The following is a 17,726-nucleotide window of genomic DNA, read 5'->3' on the forward strand; positions in this document are numbered from 1 at the left end:
TTCCATGCTTACTGTGCCCGATTGTATGGCTGTTTAATCTGCCCAACACTTACAGTAAGACTGGAAACAACCCAAAGAAGAGCCCCCTCCGCCTCCCATCGACCTGACTTAACAAAATATTCCGCATCAGCAATAGAGACAAGGCAAGATTCTAATTTTTTACGATCCCAATAGACGGCCTCTTCCCCCGCTTTGCTCAGTGCAAAAGGGTGAACACCCAATTCTGTTGCAGCCTTCTTGCTTGTTCCCACGACTTTGGCATACCACATTAATCGTATCTGTCGAGCCAGCATACCCAACAGAGAAAATTCGTCGATTCCGCGTTGTGCGAGTTCTTGACGAATAGCCCAAGCTTTGGATAAATGCCCGCTCCATACTGCAGAAACAAAAGCAAATAGGTTGTCTTCTAGGCGAGGAACAGCTAATTCAGCCAATATTTCCATTGTGATGGGATGATGATGAGAAAAAGTAAAGATCTTATCTAATTCTCGAATAAATTGTCCTACTGATTCCACGCGTTCAGCTAAATCTTGTGCAACTTGATGATCAAGCTGTCTGGCCCGTTCATCAAGTATACGCGCTAGTTCTATCCTTTCCGAACTTTTCTCCGTATAACATTGAATCATGGGATAGCGCTTGAGCAATTTGCTTAATTTGCGACGTTCATCCAATTTATCAGCATCTACACACAAAATTAAATGAGCATGATGTGAGGGAGATTCGAGATAGGTTTCTAGCTCTGTAAAATCCCACTTGCTTTTCCCCCCGCTCTGCATTCCGGTGAAATGGCGAATCACAGCCAACGTCCTATCTCCAAAAAGCGATGGTGAATCAACAGCCATTAAAATCTCATCGATTCCCTGCTCGTCAAATTGGATATCCAAACGCATAACTTGATTCTTTTCTGTTAATTTTTGATATACTCTTTCGATCCAAGCATCAACCAGCGCTCCATCCTGACCCAAAAGCGTATAAACTGGAGAGAGTTCTCCTTTTTCCAAAGCTAGATAAGCCTGTCCGAAGCGCATACCCGGTCACCCTCCACGAATAGAAAAGTGACTGGTCAGCTACTCGGCCAAGACCAGTCACTCCTTCATAATTAACGAAGACTTGATAACTTACAATTGTACAACCTGCTGCGTTTTCTCAGCAGTAAGTCGCATACCACCCAGTTCCCACAAATATTTCACCTTTGTAGCTTCTTTCGCCAAACTAGCAACCATTCCGCGAACAGGAATACCACCCATGTCACCTACGCCAACTTCTCGACCTAAAGACGCCAGTGTCCCTTTGAGGGATGGACGGAATGATTTCATTTCCTCTTTGTGCCCATGAACAAGAGCGTGTAAATTCTTGGCAATCGTCGTTCCCATTTGTGTCGCTACTTGAGCTGTCGGAGGCAGCGGGCGACCTTGCTCATCGTCACACCAAGCACTGTCACCGCCGATAAAAATACGCTCGTCATCCACTGATTGTAAATACGGCGTCACTTTAGCGCGGCCTCTGCGATCACAGGTAAAACCAAGTTCCTGAAGAAGCGGGTTAGCACGAACTCCACCTGTCCAGATAATCGTCGAAGCTTCTACTGGATCGGCCCCTTCAAGTATGACTTTATTCGGCTCTACTTTTAAAATTTTGATACCAATGCGCAATTTAGCTCCTTTATCCGTCAGCGTTTTGGCTGCGACATCACGTAACGGCGGTGCAACTTGCGGCAAAATGGAAGGCATGGCCTCAATACATTGAACATCCACTAAGCTGAAGTCAATATCTAGCTGTTGGCATAGTTGTGGCAGAAATTCCATCAATTCTCCAAGTAATTCTATTCCTGTCAATCCAGCTCCGCCAACAACAATTCGCAGATCTCGACTATCTTGAGTTTCTTTGTATTTCTTGAAACGTTCTTCGATGTGTTGACGAATTTCTTTAGCACTTTCCAAGTCACGAATACCCAAACTATATTCTGCTAACCCAGGAATTCCAAAAAACTCAGGCACCCAACCTATCGCATACACAAGGTAATCATAGGATAATTCGCCGTTTTCCAGTGTAACAGTGCGATTTTCTCGATTGATAGTTTTCACTTTGTCAACTACAAGTTCAGAAGTACGTTTCGTAAGAATATCACGAATTGGGATGCAATAGTTATGGACGTCGCTACGCCCACCCGCTGCTTCATGTAAAAGCGTGGTGAGATAGTGGTATTCATGAGCATTCACTAGAGTGAAACTCTCACCTAATTGTTCCAAATGTGTTGCTGCCATCATTCCTGCGTAACCGCCGCCCAAAATTACAATTTTGGCCATTCTGTCTCCTCCATCCGACTGCGTGCGCTTCTTTGGCACACCAAAAACTAGGATATCTCGATTGCCGAGTTGAGTCATCTGAAAAATGATTTTTTCTCCAAAGGACACTGCCTAAAAAGCAAATTCCTCAAAGTCAGACTCACCCTTGAAGCAATAATTCTTCAGACAACTCCATTCTGGATATCCAACTTACCCTTTATTAAAGAAAGTTATGTTATGCTCCATTAGCTACTATATCACAATTCATTCTGTGAAGAGCAATGATGACGATACGACAATGCATACATCTTTCATTTGCAGTATGCTCTGTTGTTTGTAAACCATTACAATTTTGTGACCACTCCCCATACCTAAGGGCATGAGCTTCTCAGAAGATGCATGACGCAACCGTCTACATAAAAACCGGCAAGAATGATATGAACTTAACGAGGTGACAGAAAAATTTTTCTCAAAATGATAAACAACCATTCAAGAGCCAGGTAATAGGCACATAAATCATAAAATGGCCAACTTGGCAACTGCATCATGGCATGAGGTGCATTTCCAAAAACGCTGATGACTTGTAAGATTTGCTGTGTACCTTTAGTGAGTATACAGCCCATACCATAGGCAACCGAATGAAAGAATGGCATGATGGAGGCTAAAAGACAAACTCCTATCCATGCATACAAAACGGGCAAAAACCAGAGGAGTACGGGAACGAGCAGCAAATTACTCAATAATGCGTAAGGTGTCCACTGTCCAAACAATTCTAAGCAGAGCGGGTCAATATATAATTCAGCAAAAAGATCGAGCAAAAAGCTGCAATAAATATAATGCATGATTCTAAAACGCCCAATTCTCTTTTTAGAATAACGTTTCGGGAAAAACAGAACAGCTTTTTGAATCCCATAAGATGCTGCAAATGACAATAGCGAGGAGCTTGAAAATGCCACACTGGGGCAAATCCATATCAAAAAACAGGAGGAAAGCACAAAAGACACTGTAGAAGAAGGTTGTCGATGAACCCAAACACCACTTAATCGATAAGTTTCCATCAAGGAATATCGAACCATAGAAGCTGTGCTGCCGCAAATAATCGTATAAATCCAAACGCTGCAGAGTAACGCGATAATTCGGATAGAAACAGGAACAAGAATGAAGCGAAGTAGCCATTTCTCCAATAACGATAAAACTTGAACTAAAAATTTCACGTTCATGCCGTTTGCTGATACAACATGTGGTATTCCTGCTGTTAAAAATATATTTTTTTCACTTTTGGACAGATTTTGTGAACCGACCAACATCGCCAACAAAATACGAGCTTGTGGACGCATAGCGGGTGGACTATTGTTATAGAAAAGACTTTGCAATTTTTGTAATATTGATACACCTAAGTTACGCTTAGGGTTCATACTTAGTGATTGTACCAATGTGGCCTGTAGTTCATATTGCGGATACAAAAATTGGACAAGCACGTTGGAAGGAAAGGTTGACTTTACTTTTGAACTTATTCTATCAGGAAAGCATGTACCCTCTAACTGCAATTGTTCACCTATCTGATAAGGTTGTCTATCCTCTCGATTCGGAATCCAAACTGCTTGAAAATATGCGCGTTGAACACGATTTGAATTAGAAATATTCGTAACTATTAAATGTATGATTTCCCAATTTCGTTTAACCTCGAGTTGATGAACAGTAGCCAAGAAACTTATTTTTTCTCCATATAAAGTAGTAGGAAATCGTAAGTAAACTTGCTCCGCTCTCCAATCGCCTGCAGAAAAAAAGAACAGAGAAAGGAAAGCTAAGGCCAACCATGGTAATGAATTCATCCAGCCTGACTTCCACGCCAGAATCATAATCAACAACAAGCACGCCATGATGACAAATAGAGACCTATAAAGGAGAGGAACGATATGAAGTATCCCAAGGACGCTTCCTAGAACTGAACTTATCAAAGCGAACCAACCTGATCTTAATCGCCAATCCATGAGAATCATTCGTAAAGACATGATTATTGAACACTAAAGAACTCAGCAATTTTTTCATAAGTTTTTTCACCAATTCCTTTTATATTTTTTAAATCGGAAACATTTTTAAAACCACCATGTAACTGTCTATATGCAATGATTCTTTGCGCTCGAGTAGGTCCAATACCCGGAACAGTTTCCAGTGAGGCTGCACTTGCAGTATTTAAATCAACTGGATTCTCAGGTAAAGCTACTTTTTTGTGAGAAGTATGACTAGCAACCGTTGAGTTATCCATCGACTGCACACGGACTTGGGCATTTCCAACAAAGGCAGTGGATGGCTGTCCAGCGAATCCCTGTCCATTTGGTGCAGGTACGAATACTTCTTCACCATCACTTAACTGTTCTGCAAGATTGAGCATTGACGAATCCTGCGGATGGAGAAATCCACCCGCAGCCTTCACAGCATCCTCTACTCTGGCACTGGATGGCAATGAATAAACACCTGGATGACGGACATCTCCTGTGACATCAATTTTCATCAGCGGATTTACTTCGTCTGGACGAGCCATCATGGCACTCGTAGGAGACGACTCGGCTGTACTCATTGCTGATGATTCATCTAAAGCCCCATATTGATTTAAATGTTTGGACAGTAAAATACAGAATCCCAAAAAAAGTAGAACAACCGGAAAACCTATCCAAAATATTCTTTTCAACCAAATATGTTTTTGGGATGGATAAGAATTTTTAATCAAAGAAGTCTGCAGAGGAACTGCGGAGGATTCTGTTTCTGTTTGCGTAAAAGATAAATCTTCATTTGGATATAATTGATTTTTCAACACTTGCCAATCGAATTGAGAATCTTCCTGATTCCATGAATCATATGGATTGCTCACTGTTTGTCCTCCTCGCTGTGAGGATGCTGTCATGCTATCCCCACTATCCATCTCTTTAGTAGTTCGCTGGTTTCGTAAAAATACCGAACAAACTACATGTTTAGAATTCGAGGAGTTAACAGTGGCTCCTGTTTCGTTTTGTATGAATTGGTATTAATTTTGTAAATAATCCGCTTATTTTTTAATCGCAACAAACGTCATACGATCAGATAATGATATTTCAGACTCACCAAAATCTCCAAAAGCAAGAATTTTGGCGAATCCAGCTTCTTTAAGAAGTCCTTCAATATCGTTTTGTGGATAAAACATTTGTATGTGATGCTCATCAAAACGCTGATAGTTATTGCCTTGAAGTCTTTGAAATCCTGTAACATCATGATATATTTTCCCAGTTACATCCACTTCTGTAGCATGAATAATGGCCATTTCATCATCAACCACATGCCATGCTCCTGATTGCAACTGTTGGATACGCATCGGTCCAAGGACATCAAAGGCAAACCATCCATTCTTATCCAGCAAACCATACACACAATGACATAGCTTAAGCAAATCTTCACAACTAGGCATATAATTCAACGCATCGCGCGTGCACAGAAATCCAGCAGGGGCAGGAAGGCCTTGTGGCCAACGCAAATAACGCATATCCTGATTCAACCACCGCACTTTTACTTTTTCTTCCATAGCTCGTTGGTGAGCGAATGTAAGCATCGAAGATGAGTTATCGACACCCACTACATGGTAACCTCGCTGAGCTAACCGCACAGCCAGAACACCCGTACCACATCCTAAGTCACCCAAACTGACAGGTGGATTTGGCAGAAGTTGCTGCTGTGCCAAAAAGCCTATCCATTTGTCAGGTAAATCATCTTCGGTTAACTCATCATACACATTAGCTAGCCCTGTGTATGGACTGGAATCTACAGAAAATCTTTTGTCGTCCAAGACGATCACTCCGCTTCTGTTTCCAGGCTCAGAACAGGTGCATCGCCCCACAATCTTTCCAAGTGGTAAAACTCGCGATCTTCTGGACGAAAGATATGAACTACAATATCCCCAAAATCCATTAAAACCCAGCGTGCATCTTCGAGCCCTTCCATACCCTTACAATAAACACCGTTTTCACCCATTTTATCTTTGATTGCTTTAGAGACCGCTTGAATTTGCGTTCCCGAATTGGCCGAACAGATAACAAAATAATCTGCCATAGGAGTTAATTCGTGAATATCAAGAATTAGAACATCTTTCGCTTTTTTATCAGACGCAGCTTGAGCAGCTTGCATAGCCAATTCGGACAACATCATATGGGTCATGGATGATCTCCCTTCATTCATTTTCACTCCACAGCACCCTGTTTTGGCATTGCGGCTGTAGTTTTTGGTTTACTATTTGTGTACATGAGATACTCATTGCGTGCCATGACAGTTAGAGGAAAAATAGGTTCCCCACGCTCCAAGAGATATAAAATGGAACTCTCCAAGCAGCGCAGAACAGCGCTATCGAGATCGGAAAAAGCTAACTGTCGAATAGAATCTACTCCCGGATAAGAACGACCAGGTTCGACGGCATCGGCAATGAATAAAATTTTCTCCAATTCACTCATCGCCATGCGACCACTCGTATGATAGATGACAGCATTCAAAACATCTTCATCCAAAATTCCATATTCTACCCTTCCCATATGTGCAGCCACAGGTCCGTGCAACAACATGGGAATTGTTGCAAATCCACTTGGTACTTCAATTTGTTCTGCTTCTTGGGCAAGTCTCTCAGCTGGCCATTCTCTTGCCAAATCATGCAGCCAACCCGCTAATTCTGCCTTCTCTTCAGGCAAATGATAGTGCCTTGCCAGAGTGACAGCCGTCTCCACCACACCTTGCACATGACGAAAGCGCCTATCGCTCAACGCTTTCCGTGCTGCGCGCTGGAGTTGCAACGCCAACTCTGTCATATTTCGTCCCTCATTTCTTCTTGCCTCTTTGCGTAAACACATCAAAAGATAAAATCCCAATTTATCATTTTACATATATTTCTCTTAGCTTTTCTTCAAGTGCGAAGGGTACCAAACCACAAAGCGGCAGTTTTTCAATTACACGCTGTCTAATCCACGTGGAAGAAACATCCACCAAAGGCATTCGCAGCAACGAATATTGAAAATGAGAGCTAGCTCGTCTTAATTCAGAAAAAACAGGCGTTAAATCATGTCCTTCCCGAGCAGCCACCAGAAAGTCTGTCATCGCCAAAACGGTTTCCCATTCTTTCCAAGTCTGTATATTCTCCAGACTATCGGCTCCCATCAAAAAGCTGAACGAATACGCAGGATACTTGTCTCTCAGAACGCGTAAAGTATCCACTGTATAAGAAGGAGCGCGCAATGACTCCTCTATATCACAGATAGATAAGCCTGTCGATCGAGAAATCAATTGACGAATCATATCTTTTCGATCCGCCAAAGACGCCATAACCTGCCCCTGTTTATGCGGAGGAACTGGAGCGGGCATAAACCAAACGTCTGCCTCTGTCTGCTCGGCGGCAAGCGTAGCCATCAGCAGATGTCCAATGTGGGGCGGATCAAATGTACCACCAAATAAAACAATCCGCTTTGACATTAGTTCTTTGGCAACAGAATACGTTCTTTGTCAGATTTCCGATACAAGACAAACGTTCTGCCAATGACTTGCACTTTTTCCGATCCGGTCGCTTCCGCTATAGCATCTGCCGCCTCGTTCCGCTCAATAGGACTTGTTTCTAACAACGTGACTTTAACCAATTCGTGTGCCTCCAAAGCCATTTCCACTTGTTCTAGCACACCTGTGGTAATTCCACCTTTCCCTACTTGAACCACTGGTTTGTAGGATTGCGCAAGCGTTCTTAAAAACTTTATCTGATTTTTTTCAAGCATTGACAAGACTCTCCTCTTTCCGCTTCAGTATAACATACGCAAAAAATCATCATTTAGATGAACGACTATTGTCTGATAAAAGTGCTTGCCGCGCTGCTGTTTCCATTTCCAATAATGGTGCAGGAGCACTCAGCCAAAACTGCAAAGACTCCGCCCCTTGACCAGCCAACATAGTTACGCCATCAAGAACTTTGGCTCCTTGCTTCTTGGCGTCCAGCAAAAACTTCGTTTGCAACGGACGATAGACAATATCTTGCACGATTTGTCCAGCATGAAGTCCATCTATCTGTTCGAGTGGGCTTTCATCTATATTGGGCCACATCCCAACAGGCGTAGCATTAATAATCCATTCGTAACTGTCTAAATCTTGATGGCGATTGGCCCACGAAACGAAGTTTACTTCTAAATGACGAGAAAATGGGTGTATCCAGTTTACAGCTTTTCCAGAAGGAGAAGTAATTTGCACACGCGTTCCAGGTGCATATTTCGCTAAAGCTGTTACAATCGCACGCGCAGCACCGCCTGCTCCAAGTAAAAGCACACGTTTCGTTTCCTGTATAGAAAAATCAGACTTTACCGAAGACCACCAACCGTCGACATCCGTGTTATGACCTATCCATTGCATACCATCCCAAAGAAGTGTATTGACTGCTCCAGCTTTTTGAGCAATTTCAGTTCTTTCAGAAACCCTGGCAAAAACACTTTCTTTATGCGGAATGGTAACATTGAGTCCCAAGCATCCTGCAGCCGCCAAACCTTTTAGTGCATCTTCAAGTCGCTCCGGATGAACTGGATACGGAACATAATACGCCTTTATACTCATAGCGGTAAAAGCAGCTGACATCATTTGTGGAGAAACAGAGTGTGCTACTGGATAACCGATGAGGCCAAATAGTCGAGCTGCTGAAGCATATTCTTGATTTTTGTTCAGTGGTCTCTCCCTCGTTTCAACGATCTGTTTCGAATCTCTGCCTTGTTCCTCGTATCTCTTCTTTGTGTTTGAATCCTTTCTGAGCGAAAAGTAGTTTCTGTTGCCGACGTAAAGGTTTTTTGACGATGTAGAGAAAGCTGGCTCCGCCTCTCAATGGGCAATCGGCTAATATCACCAATGAAACGGCGACGAATCGTGAGCGGCACACCTTCCGGCAACCAGAGAGTACCTTCAAAGCGGGATCCAAAAAGAGTAATCCATCCCAGCCCAGGCAACACCAAATCAACTCCATGCACATCCAAAACTTGAACATTGGATGAAAGCGCAGAAACTATACGACGTGTAGCCAACTTGTGGGGGAGAAGCGAAGGATAATTCTCCTGACAATCCCGACAAGGAATTTTCAAAATTTCCTGATGCCGATGTTCTTGAATCTCTGGGGCTCTTTCCAACTTGGTACGATGAACGGGCAACTCATTACTGACATAAAACACCACGGACTGCGGCGCACCCGATACAAAATCAAATCGTACTAACCCACCAAGAAAAATCGTCTGAGCTGGCCTTAATTGATAAATTCTGGGCCGCAGTTGCGCACGCGGCACAGCAATCTTCAAACATTTCGGACACAGCCATTCGCTGATTCTTGTTCCTTGCAAAAGTCCTGGCGTATCCATAATTTGTTTTGTATTTCCTTCGATCTCAACTTTTTGGCCTACCATTCGCAAAGTAGTTCCTGGTACACGTGATGTAGTAAATACGGATTCTTCTCTTGAATTTCGAATCAGTCGATTGAGCAAAGTTGATTTGCCTACATTGGCTGTCCCTAAAGCATAAATAATAGATTCTGGGACTCGTGCCAAATGTTCTTTTATCTCTTTCATTCCTTTGCCAGTTTCTGCTGAAACAAAAAAGACGCCGTTCACTTGTACTCCCGTTTTTTCAACTTCTCTGCGAATCCAGTGCTCTAAACGTGCAGGTACTACTTCACGAGGCAAAAGATCGATTTTATTCACAACGAGATCAACCTCGCATGAACGTAAAATATCTGCAGCACCAGGTATCATAGAACCCGACAGATCGAATACATCCAACACATACAAAACTCGTCCAGGAACTTCCCGAATACGCGAAACTTCTTGTCGATAATCGTCTGCCCCCAACTGAACACGAATAAATTCACCGTAATGCCGAAGGCGAAAACAGCGTCGACAAAGTGGATTCTCACGCGTAAAGGCAGATGAAGTAACGTAACCGGGCGCATTTTCATCCTGAATTTGCAATTCTGCCCCACAGCCACTGCATATTTTCATTCATGAAACTCCTTTTTTTGTACAGGTGATGAAAATCGAAATTTTCGGTGTAGCATGTAGAGAATCAGTTTTTCTACTTGACGATTGATCCGTGTTCCCCACCACTCACTTTTAGCTATAGGCAACACGAGAACGGTATAGACGCCAGCTTTTCTACCACCATGTATATCCGTCAGCAACTGATCGCCAACCATCACAGTCTCCTCAGGCGAAGCGGAAAACTTGTTCATAGCTTCATAGTAGGCAGCAGTCTGCGGCTTTCCCGCATCTGCAATGTAAGCCACACCAGCCCGTTTTGCAAATTCCCTCACCCTGGGTCCGCTATTATTTGAGAGAATACAAATCTCAAAACCATGTTTCCGTGCTAACTCAAGCCACTGCATCAATGGTTCTGGAAGATCAGGATGATTCCAAGGCACAAGCGTGTTATCGAGATCAAACAATAATAGTCGACGCCCATTTTTTCGTAGTTTGTCCAAATTTAATTCATAGACGGACGAAATCCATTCGTCCGGCTTGAAACTTTCTAACAGGAGAAAAACCTCCTTTATGAGAACAGAGTTTATTCGATCCTCGTCTTGCTCCCCCGCATCCGTTCATGCAATTTGGTCAAAGCTCGATGTTCAATTCGAGACACGTACGAACGGGAGATTCCTAATTCTTGTGCAATCTCTCTCTGAGTCCTCTCTTCTCCATACGGCAAACCATAGCGCTTGCAAAGCACTTCACGTTCACGCTCGGGCAAGGTTGGCATTAATTCGAACATTTTTTGTTTCTCCCAAGTGAGATCAACGTGGTCGACCACTGCATCTGGATCTGAGCCAAGCAAATCTGCAATGGTCAATTCATTACCATCTTTGTCTGTTCCGATTGGATCCGAGAGATAAGCATCCTTTCTATGCCGTTTGACAGAACGTAAATGCATAAGAATCTCATTTTCAATACATCGAGCAGCATACGTGGCTAGTTTGGTTCCTTTACCCGAATGGTAACTTTCCACTGCTTTAATCAAACCAATTGTGCCTATGGAAATAAAATCATCCGCGTCTTCTTGGCGCGTTGTAAATTTTTTTGCGACATGGGCAACCAAACGCAAATTGTGTTCAATTAACAGATTCCTTGCTTCTCCGTCACCATTTTCCATACGCCTAATGAACTCTGCCTCTTGCTCTGCAGAAAGGGGCTGGGGAAATGTATGATTCTTGACATGAGAAACAAACAGTGAGACATCTTTTAAAAGAAATGCCAGCAAAGCAATGACTCCCGGCATATGGTCACCTCCGCATTCGCTCACAGTGCAAGCTTATGCGAAATGGACAATAAACCTGCCTGCTGGCATTGTCCTAACTAGCGTCAAGCTTTTCATGCAATGAATCCTTGTAGACTACTGATGATGCTCCATATACTTCTGATAATTTTCTTGACTTTTTTTCTCGTTAGCTAATTGCTGAGCATATGTGCTAGCAAAATAAGAACCACCTGTACCATTAAATTTTGCGACATAATAATAATAATTGGTATGCGCCGGATGTATGGCAGCCTCAATGGATTCAATACCTGGATTGGCAATGGGACCAGGTGGTAACCCTTTATGAAGATAAGTATTGTAAGGACTAGGTGCATTTTCATCAGTTACCGTAAGCTGCTGTCGATAACCAAGAACATATTCCAGTGTAGCGTCAATTTGCAGAGGCATGCCTCGTTTGAGTCGGTTGTCGATCACGCTGGCTATTAAAGGCTTATCCGATTCCAAATAGGCTTCTTTCTCAATTAATGATGCTTCTGTAATAATCGCTGGCAACGTCTGTCCTTCTTTAATGATTTCTTGATACATGGCAGGTGTAACCACGCGTCCAAACTCCTGCAGCAATTCATTGACAATTTGATGCGCCGGCTCACCTTTATAAAAATCATAAGTATTCGGATACAGATATCCTTCTAAGTGTGTATGAACTTCCGGGTTATTCGGTATATAGCGCACAAACCATTCGGAATATTGACTTGAATTGGCTGCCTGCATGAATGCTTTTGCCGAACATATCCCATCTTCCTGGAGTCGTTCAGCCATCTGGCGAGCCGTAAACCCTTCTGGAAAAGTAACTTTGACTACCTGCAATGTAATTTGGCCTTGTTCCAATAGGGTCAAAATGCGCAAACTCCCCATAGAAGGAGCCAGTGCATATTGTCCTGCTTGAATATTCATATCTCGCTGAAATAGCCGTACATACCAAAGCAAGGCGGAAGCATTGCGAATCAAATGCAATTTTTCAAGTTGCAAGGCAACTTGAGACAGGCTCTCACCCTGTTTCACCTGAAAAAAAACTCTTTTCTGCGAGCTTGTCACCGTGACGGGGGCTAATTGTTCTCGCATCCAAATATAGCCTGCCAGCAATAAGACGAAAAGCAACAAGAAAATCATCCCCGCACGTCGTCGGTTTTTCTTCATATCCGCCAGTTGCAGTCGGGACGACAGATTCTTTTTCACTACATACTCTCCTTACCAGAGGTCAGTTCTGGAAGGTTGCAAAACCTTCTACAAAACGTACTAAACGTTTCTTGACCGAAAATCTAGATATTGTTGCAGCAAAAGGGTGGCTGCCAAAGCGTCTACCACCTGGCGACGGCGTTTACGGCTGATGTTGGCTTCCAACAAGGTCCTTTCAGCCGCTACAGTGGTTAACCGCTCATCGATATAGACGAGCGGGATTGACAGATTCTGTTCTAAAAGGTGGCCAAACTGGCGCACCTTCTTGGTCCATTCACCTTCGCTGCCATTCATATTTCTAGGCAGGCCGAGCACAGCCGTCTCGACCTGCTCAGTATGGACAAGCTGGACAATGGTGGAGATAGCTTCCTTGTCAGTAAGTTTTTGCAATACACTATGAGCTTGGGCAATCAAACCGCTTGGATCAGAGAGCGAAAGTCCAATCCGTTCTGTACCATAATCAATCCCGAGTGCTCTCATCTTGAACCATCTCCGCATACGCGCGCACCAATTCTTCAATCAAGTCATCTCGCTCCATGCGTCGAATAGCGTTGCGAGCGCCAAGATGGCTGGTGATATACGCAGGATCTCCCGAAATTAAATAACCAGATATTTGATATATTGGATTATACCCTTTTTCAATCAACGCTCGATATGCCAACTGAAACGCCGAACGCGCCTCAGCGTTCACCCGTTTGGTGGGGAATCGCATGGTTTCATCCAATTGCCCGTCCACCTACCAACACCTCACTACTCTTTAGCCCGACCAGCCCCCTCGTACTGATCAGCAGCAGGATTTGTCTAAGCAATTCGACTGTTAAGCGCGAATTCCCTTCATCTCCTCAAGGATTGATGATACTTTAGACAATGCGGTACTTATCTTGCTCGCGTTCTTGCCGCCAGCCTGGGCAAAATCAGGACGCCCTCCACCAGAGCCTTCTGTAATTTGAGCTACCGACTTGACAAGCTTACCAGCATGCACTCCCTGAGTTTGCAAATCCTTAGACACCGCTGCAACCCAATGCACTTTATCAGCGCCTTGTGCCGAAGCTAATACAATCACATAGGAATCCATTTTTTCTTTAAGAGAATCCACCATTTGACGCAACGCTTCACCATCGCTATTTTCCACAGCCGCAGCTAACAGAGGTAGGCCAGCGACCTGTTTCACCACAGCCAATAAATCTTGCGCCTGATTTTGACTCAATTTTGCTCGAAGCGACTCCAGTTCACGTTCATCCTTGCGTTTCTCTTCGAGCATGCGCGAAACGCGATCGACCAATTCATGACGTCCTGCTTTTAACAGACTTGCAATATAATCCAATTGATTGGATTGACGTTTAAACTCTTCATAAGCAGCCTTTCCAGTGACTGCCTCGATGCGGCGTACTCCTGAACCAATACCTGATTCACTCAGAATGATAAATTGACCAATAAGTCCTGTCCTTGCCACATGGCAACCACCGCACAGTTCAATACTGTCCAGCGCACTGACAACCCTTACACGCTGACCGTATTTTTCACCAAACAGAGCCATAGCTCCCTTGGCTTTAGCTGCTTCAATATCCATTTCCTCAATATGAACCATACCATCCGCTTGAATATCGCGGTTGACCAAATCTTGAACCATCTCTATTTCTTCAGCTGTCATAGCCCCGAAATGAGAAAAATCAAAGCGCAATCGATCGGGAGCTACTAGGGAACCTGCCTGCGCGACATGCGTTCCCAGCACGCGGCGTAGAGCCTTGTGCAGAAGATGCGTAGCTGTATGGTTTTTGACGGTTTCGCGCCGTCTCTCTTCATCGACCTGGGCAATTGCCAACTGACCTATCTGCAAACTGCCAGTCAACACCCGAACAGTATGCACATGCTGCCCATGCGGAGCTTTAGCTACCGCTACAACTTGTGCTGCACCTGTAGTTGTGGTAATGGTGCCTTCATCTGCCACCTGGCCGCCGCTTTCAGCATAAAAAGGTGTTACGCTGAGAAAGAGCAATCCTTCCATCCCAGCTTCCAACCGTTCAACACGCCTGCCATTGGCAAGCAAAGCAAAAACTGAACCTTCCGCTCGCAGAGTATGGTAACCTACAAATTGAGACGCTTCAGTAATTTGTTCGATCTCGGTTCGTTCGCTCTGCATACCCTCTGTTTGCTGACGTGCGTTACGTGCACGCTCGCGCTGTTCCTCTAGCAGAGCTTCAAACGCTGCACGGTTGACCGTTATGCCTCGTTCAGCTGCAATTTCTATCGTCAAATCAATTGGAAATCCAAACGTATCGTAGAGCATGAAAGCATCTTCTCCTGGCAGTTCTGTCTGTCCAGATGTTTCCAGTTGTTTCACTTTATCTGCCAGTAATGCTTCTCCTTCACTGAGTGTTTCAAGAAACCGCTCTTCTTCAGTGCGAATCACACGTATGATGAAGTCGAGCTTATCACGCACTTCAGGATAGTCCTCGCCCATAATGTCAGCTACAACGTTGGCCAATTGGTAAAGAAAAGGACGTTCAACCCCAAGTCTGCGGCCACTACGCACCGCTCGACGCAATAGCCTGCGGATGATGTACGAACGGCCTTCATTACCTGGCAGTACGCCATCAGCTATAGCAAAGGAAACGGTACGTACATGATCGGCAATAATTTTAAAATGCACATCTGCAGCATTATCAGATCCGTAAACACGATTGGCGATTTTACTCGTAGCGTCGAGAAGCGGTTTAAATAAATCCGTTTCAAAATTATTGGGAACTTGCTGCAATACAGATGCTAAGCGCTCCAGACCGCTGCCTGTATCTATATTTTTTTTCGGAAGCGGCGTATAGCTGCCGTCTGATTCCTTGTTGTACTGTGTAAAAACAAGATTCCAAATTTCAAGAAAGCGATCACAATCACATCCAGGTTTACAATCGGGAGAGCCACAGCCAAATTCTTCACCGCGATCGTAAAAAATTTCTGAACAAGGTCCACATGGTCCTTCGCCGATTTCCCAGAAGTTATCCTCCTCGCCACGATAAATTCGTTCCGTGGGCAGTCCTACAGTTTCATGCCAGACTGAAAAAGCTTCTTCATCTTCGACATGAATAGTGACTGATAATAATTGAGGATCGAGATCTAAATGTTGAGTTAGAAATTCCCAGGCCCATGTGATGGCTTCCGTTTTGAAATAGTCGCCAAAGGAAAAATTTCCGAGCATTTCAAAAAAAGTTTGATGACGTGCTGTTTTTCCGACTTCTTCAATGTCGTTGGTTCGAATGCACTTTTGTGATGAAACAATACGTGGATTTTCTGGTATCTCTCTTCCATCGAAGTAGGGTTTGAGAGGAGCCATACCTGCGTTAATCCAAAGCAGTGTTGGGTCATCATAAGGCACTAAACTGGCGCTTGGCATCACCTGATGGCCGCGCTCCGCAAAAAACTGCTTGTACATTTGGCGAATGGTTTGCCCACTCAACGGCTTCATACAAACACTCCTTTAACCCTTCAATAAAATAGACAAAGCGCCCTTACCCGTCAGGGACGAGAGGCGCTCGCGGTACCACCCTGCTTACAGTGAACAAAATATTGTCTGCTCCACTGTCACTCATACGCGCAATAACGGGCGCACCCGGCGTTTTAACGCGCTTGGAAGTGGCACGATGAAGCGATTTGGGGACGACTTACAGCCAAAAGGACGTCCTCTCTGAACCAAATCTCAAAGCTTCCATCGATTCTTCCGCATCGCTCACCATTTATCATCATTGGATCTAGCGGTTGCCCCAGTAGGACACACAGATAAATCAGATTGGCGAAATTGTAACGAACTTTGGGGAGTACTGTCAATGTTGGGGCCGCAGTTGCATCCAAATGACTTTTCCTACCGCAAGCAACGGTACAGCCGCGATCAGCCCTAACACACCACCGAGTTCGCCGCCAAGAAGCAAAGCAGCCACAATCGACATGGGATGCAAGGAAAGCGTTCTGCCCATGATTTGCGGGGACAAAAAATTGCCTTCACATTGCTGAACAATGACATTGACAAGCAACACTTTGAGCACCATGGGCCAGCCAAGCGGCAGAGCAAGCAAAATCGTCGGTGCAGCACCAATAAACGGACCAATATACGGTATCATATCGGCAATGGCCAAAAACAGTGCCAACATCAGTGCATAGGGCATACCCACAATCAGATAGCCTATATAAGTGAGAATCCCTACTGCAAGCATAACCAGTAACTGACCGCGTATGTAGCGACCCAGCGTTTCATCCACACGAACAAGCAGCTCACGTACTTCCTCACGTTTTTCCTTCGGCCAAAGATTCACAATGGCTCGCCCCATACCCCGCCCGTCTTTAAGCATATAAAAAACGAGAAACGGCACAAGAAAGAGCGAAAATACCGTACTGACCACGCCGCTCACTACCGTAAAGAGACTGCTGAACCAGCTTGCCACACGTGATTCCACCTGATTTAACGCATTTTCCATACCTACTCGCAAAGCATCCGGTAAATACTGCTTTCTCCGCATAATCTCATCAATCCAGCTATTCGCATTGTTCATCATACTGGGCAAATTGTTCATTAATTGATTGGCTTGACGAGTTACGGCTGGTACCGCATGTAACAATGCCACTACAATCAGCATAGTCGCGAACAAATAAATAATTAAAATGGCCATACTTTTGGGAACCCTGCGTCTTGTTAAAAGTCCCACAACAGGTTGCAAAATATAAGTAATAATCAATGCTGCCAGAAATGGAAACAGAACAGCTCGCAAAACCAGCCAAATATCGTTAAAAAACCCACGTAATTGGCCTAATAGATACAGACAAAGCAGAGTGAGCAATACCGCTAATGCTCCTTGCGTATATCGGGACAGGCGAATTTTCAACTGCATACTCCTTCCCATACAGACGAAGCTACTTTTCAGTATATGCAACCTTGTCCTGCACTATTTGTACGTAAGA

At 44.2% G+C, this 17,726-nt stretch carries 18 protein-coding genes; all 18 read right to left on the reverse strand.

The features are described from left to right. Positions 1-8: 8 nt before the first annotated feature. The 18 genes from holA to BUA75_RS00550 all read right to left on the reverse strand — a co-directional run bounded on the left by holA (position 9) and on the right by BUA75_RS00550 (position 17,650). Positions 9-1,028, reverse strand: a complete 1,020-nt coding sequence (gene holA, locus BUA75_RS00465) for a DNA polymerase III subunit delta (protein WP_072872608.1) — start codon at positions 1,026-1,028, stop codon at positions 9-11. 90 nt (positions 1,029-1,118) lie between these two features. Beyond that, positions 1,119-2,306, reverse strand: coding sequence for an NAD(P)/FAD-dependent oxidoreductase (locus BUA75_RS00470; protein ID WP_072872748.1), 1,188 nt, complete (start codon positions 2,304-2,306; stop codon positions 1,119-1,121). Between the two features lie 422 nt (positions 2,307-2,728). Next, complete coding sequence (locus BUA75_RS00475; RefSeq protein WP_072872609.1) at positions 2,729-4,117, reverse strand: ComEC/Rec2 family competence protein; 1,389 nt, start codon at positions 4,115-4,117, stop codon at positions 2,729-2,731. A gap of 182 nt (positions 4,118-4,299) precedes the next feature. Continuing rightward, the gene (locus tag BUA75_RS00480; RefSeq protein ID WP_072872610.1) at positions 4,300-5,154 is read right to left on the reverse strand and encodes a ComEA family DNA-binding protein; all 855 of its coding nucleotides are present in this window, start codon (positions 5,152-5,154) and stop codon (positions 4,300-4,302) included. A 174-nt stretch (positions 5,155-5,328) separates the two neighbouring features. Next, positions 5,329-6,099 carry a class I SAM-dependent DNA methyltransferase gene (locus tag BUA75_RS00485; RefSeq protein ID WP_072872611.1) on the reverse strand — a complete coding sequence of 257 codons (771 nt, stop codon included), beginning with the start codon at positions 6,097-6,099 and terminating at the stop codon, positions 5,329-5,331. A 5-nt stretch (positions 6,100-6,104) separates the two neighbouring features. Continuing rightward, positions 6,105-6,458: a ribosome silencing factor gene (rsfS, locus tag BUA75_RS00490; RefSeq protein WP_072872749.1), complete on the reverse strand. Its 354-nt coding sequence runs from the start codon at positions 6,456-6,458 to the stop codon at positions 6,105-6,107. A gap of 32 nt (positions 6,459-6,490) precedes the next feature. Continuing rightward, positions 6,491-7,105, reverse strand: coding sequence for a bis(5'-nucleosyl)-tetraphosphatase (symmetrical) YqeK (yqeK, locus tag BUA75_RS00495; protein WP_072872612.1), 615 nt, complete (start codon positions 7,103-7,105; stop codon positions 6,491-6,493). Between the two features lie 64 nt (positions 7,106-7,169). Further along, positions 7,170-7,763 carry a nicotinate (nicotinamide) nucleotide adenylyltransferase gene (gene nadD, locus BUA75_RS00500; RefSeq protein ID WP_072872613.1) on the reverse strand — a complete coding sequence of 198 codons (594 nt, stop codon included), beginning with the start codon at positions 7,761-7,763 and terminating at the stop codon, positions 7,170-7,172. Further along, positions 7,763-8,056, reverse strand: a complete 294-nt coding sequence (gene yhbY / locus BUA75_RS00505; protein ID WP_072872614.1) for a ribosome assembly RNA-binding protein YhbY — start codon at positions 8,054-8,056, stop codon at positions 7,763-7,765. The genes nadD and yhbY overlap by 1 nt, the downstream gene beginning before the upstream one ends. A 49-nt stretch (positions 8,057-8,105) precedes the next feature. Next, on the reverse strand, positions 8,106-9,011 hold the full coding sequence (gene aroE / locus BUA75_RS00510; RefSeq protein ID WP_341350421.1) for a shikimate dehydrogenase: 906 nt from the start codon (positions 9,009-9,011) through the stop codon (positions 8,106-8,108). Then, on the reverse strand, positions 8,984-10,300 hold the full coding sequence (yqeH, locus tag BUA75_RS00515; protein ID WP_072872616.1) for a ribosome biogenesis GTPase YqeH: 1,317 nt from the start codon (positions 10,298-10,300) through the stop codon (positions 8,984-8,986). The genes aroE and yqeH overlap by 28 nt, the downstream gene beginning before the upstream one ends. Next, positions 10,297-10,866, reverse strand: coding sequence for a YqeG family HAD IIIA-type phosphatase (locus tag BUA75_RS00520; RefSeq protein WP_083573958.1), 570 nt, complete (start codon positions 10,864-10,866; stop codon positions 10,297-10,299). The genes yqeH and BUA75_RS00520 overlap by 4 nt, the downstream gene beginning before the upstream one ends. Then, positions 10,863-11,570 carry an RNA polymerase sporulation sigma factor SigK gene (gene sigK / locus BUA75_RS00525; RefSeq protein WP_072872618.1) on the reverse strand — a complete coding sequence of 236 codons (708 nt, stop codon included), beginning with the start codon at positions 11,568-11,570 and terminating at the stop codon, positions 10,863-10,865. Before sigK ends, BUA75_RS00520 begins: the two co-directional genes overlap by 4 nt. A gap of 114 nt (positions 11,571-11,684) precedes the next feature. Continuing rightward, complete coding sequence (mltG, locus tag BUA75_RS00530) at positions 11,685-12,785, reverse strand: endolytic transglycosylase MltG (protein WP_083573959.1); 1,101 nt, start codon at positions 12,783-12,785, stop codon at positions 11,685-11,687. Positions 12,786-12,845: 60 nt separating this feature from the next. Continuing rightward, complete coding sequence (gene ruvX / locus BUA75_RS00535; RefSeq protein ID WP_072872619.1) at positions 12,846-13,265, reverse strand: Holliday junction resolvase RuvX; 420 nt, start codon at positions 13,263-13,265, stop codon at positions 12,846-12,848. Next, positions 13,246-13,497: an IreB family regulatory phosphoprotein gene (locus tag BUA75_RS00540; RefSeq protein ID WP_072872751.1), complete on the reverse strand. Its 252-nt coding sequence runs from the start codon at positions 13,495-13,497 to the stop codon at positions 13,246-13,248. The genes ruvX and BUA75_RS00540 overlap by 20 nt, the downstream gene beginning before the upstream one ends. A 105-nt stretch (positions 13,498-13,602) precedes the next feature. Next, positions 13,603-16,242, reverse strand: a complete 2,640-nt coding sequence (alaS, locus tag BUA75_RS00545) for an alanine--tRNA ligase (RefSeq protein WP_072872620.1) — start codon at positions 16,240-16,242, stop codon at positions 13,603-13,605. Positions 16,243-16,597: 355 nt separating this feature from the next. Next, entirely contained in the window at positions 16,598-17,650 is a 1,053-nt protein-coding gene (locus tag BUA75_RS00550; protein ID WP_238413671.1) for an AI-2E family transporter, read from the reverse strand. Positions 17,651-17,726 lie beyond the last annotated feature (76 nt).

The organism is Alicyclobacillus tolerans, from assembly GCF_900142255.1.
GTDB classification, from domain to species: Bacteria; Bacillota; Bacilli; order Alicyclobacillales; family Alicyclobacillaceae; genus Alicyclobacillus_I; species Alicyclobacillus_I tolerans.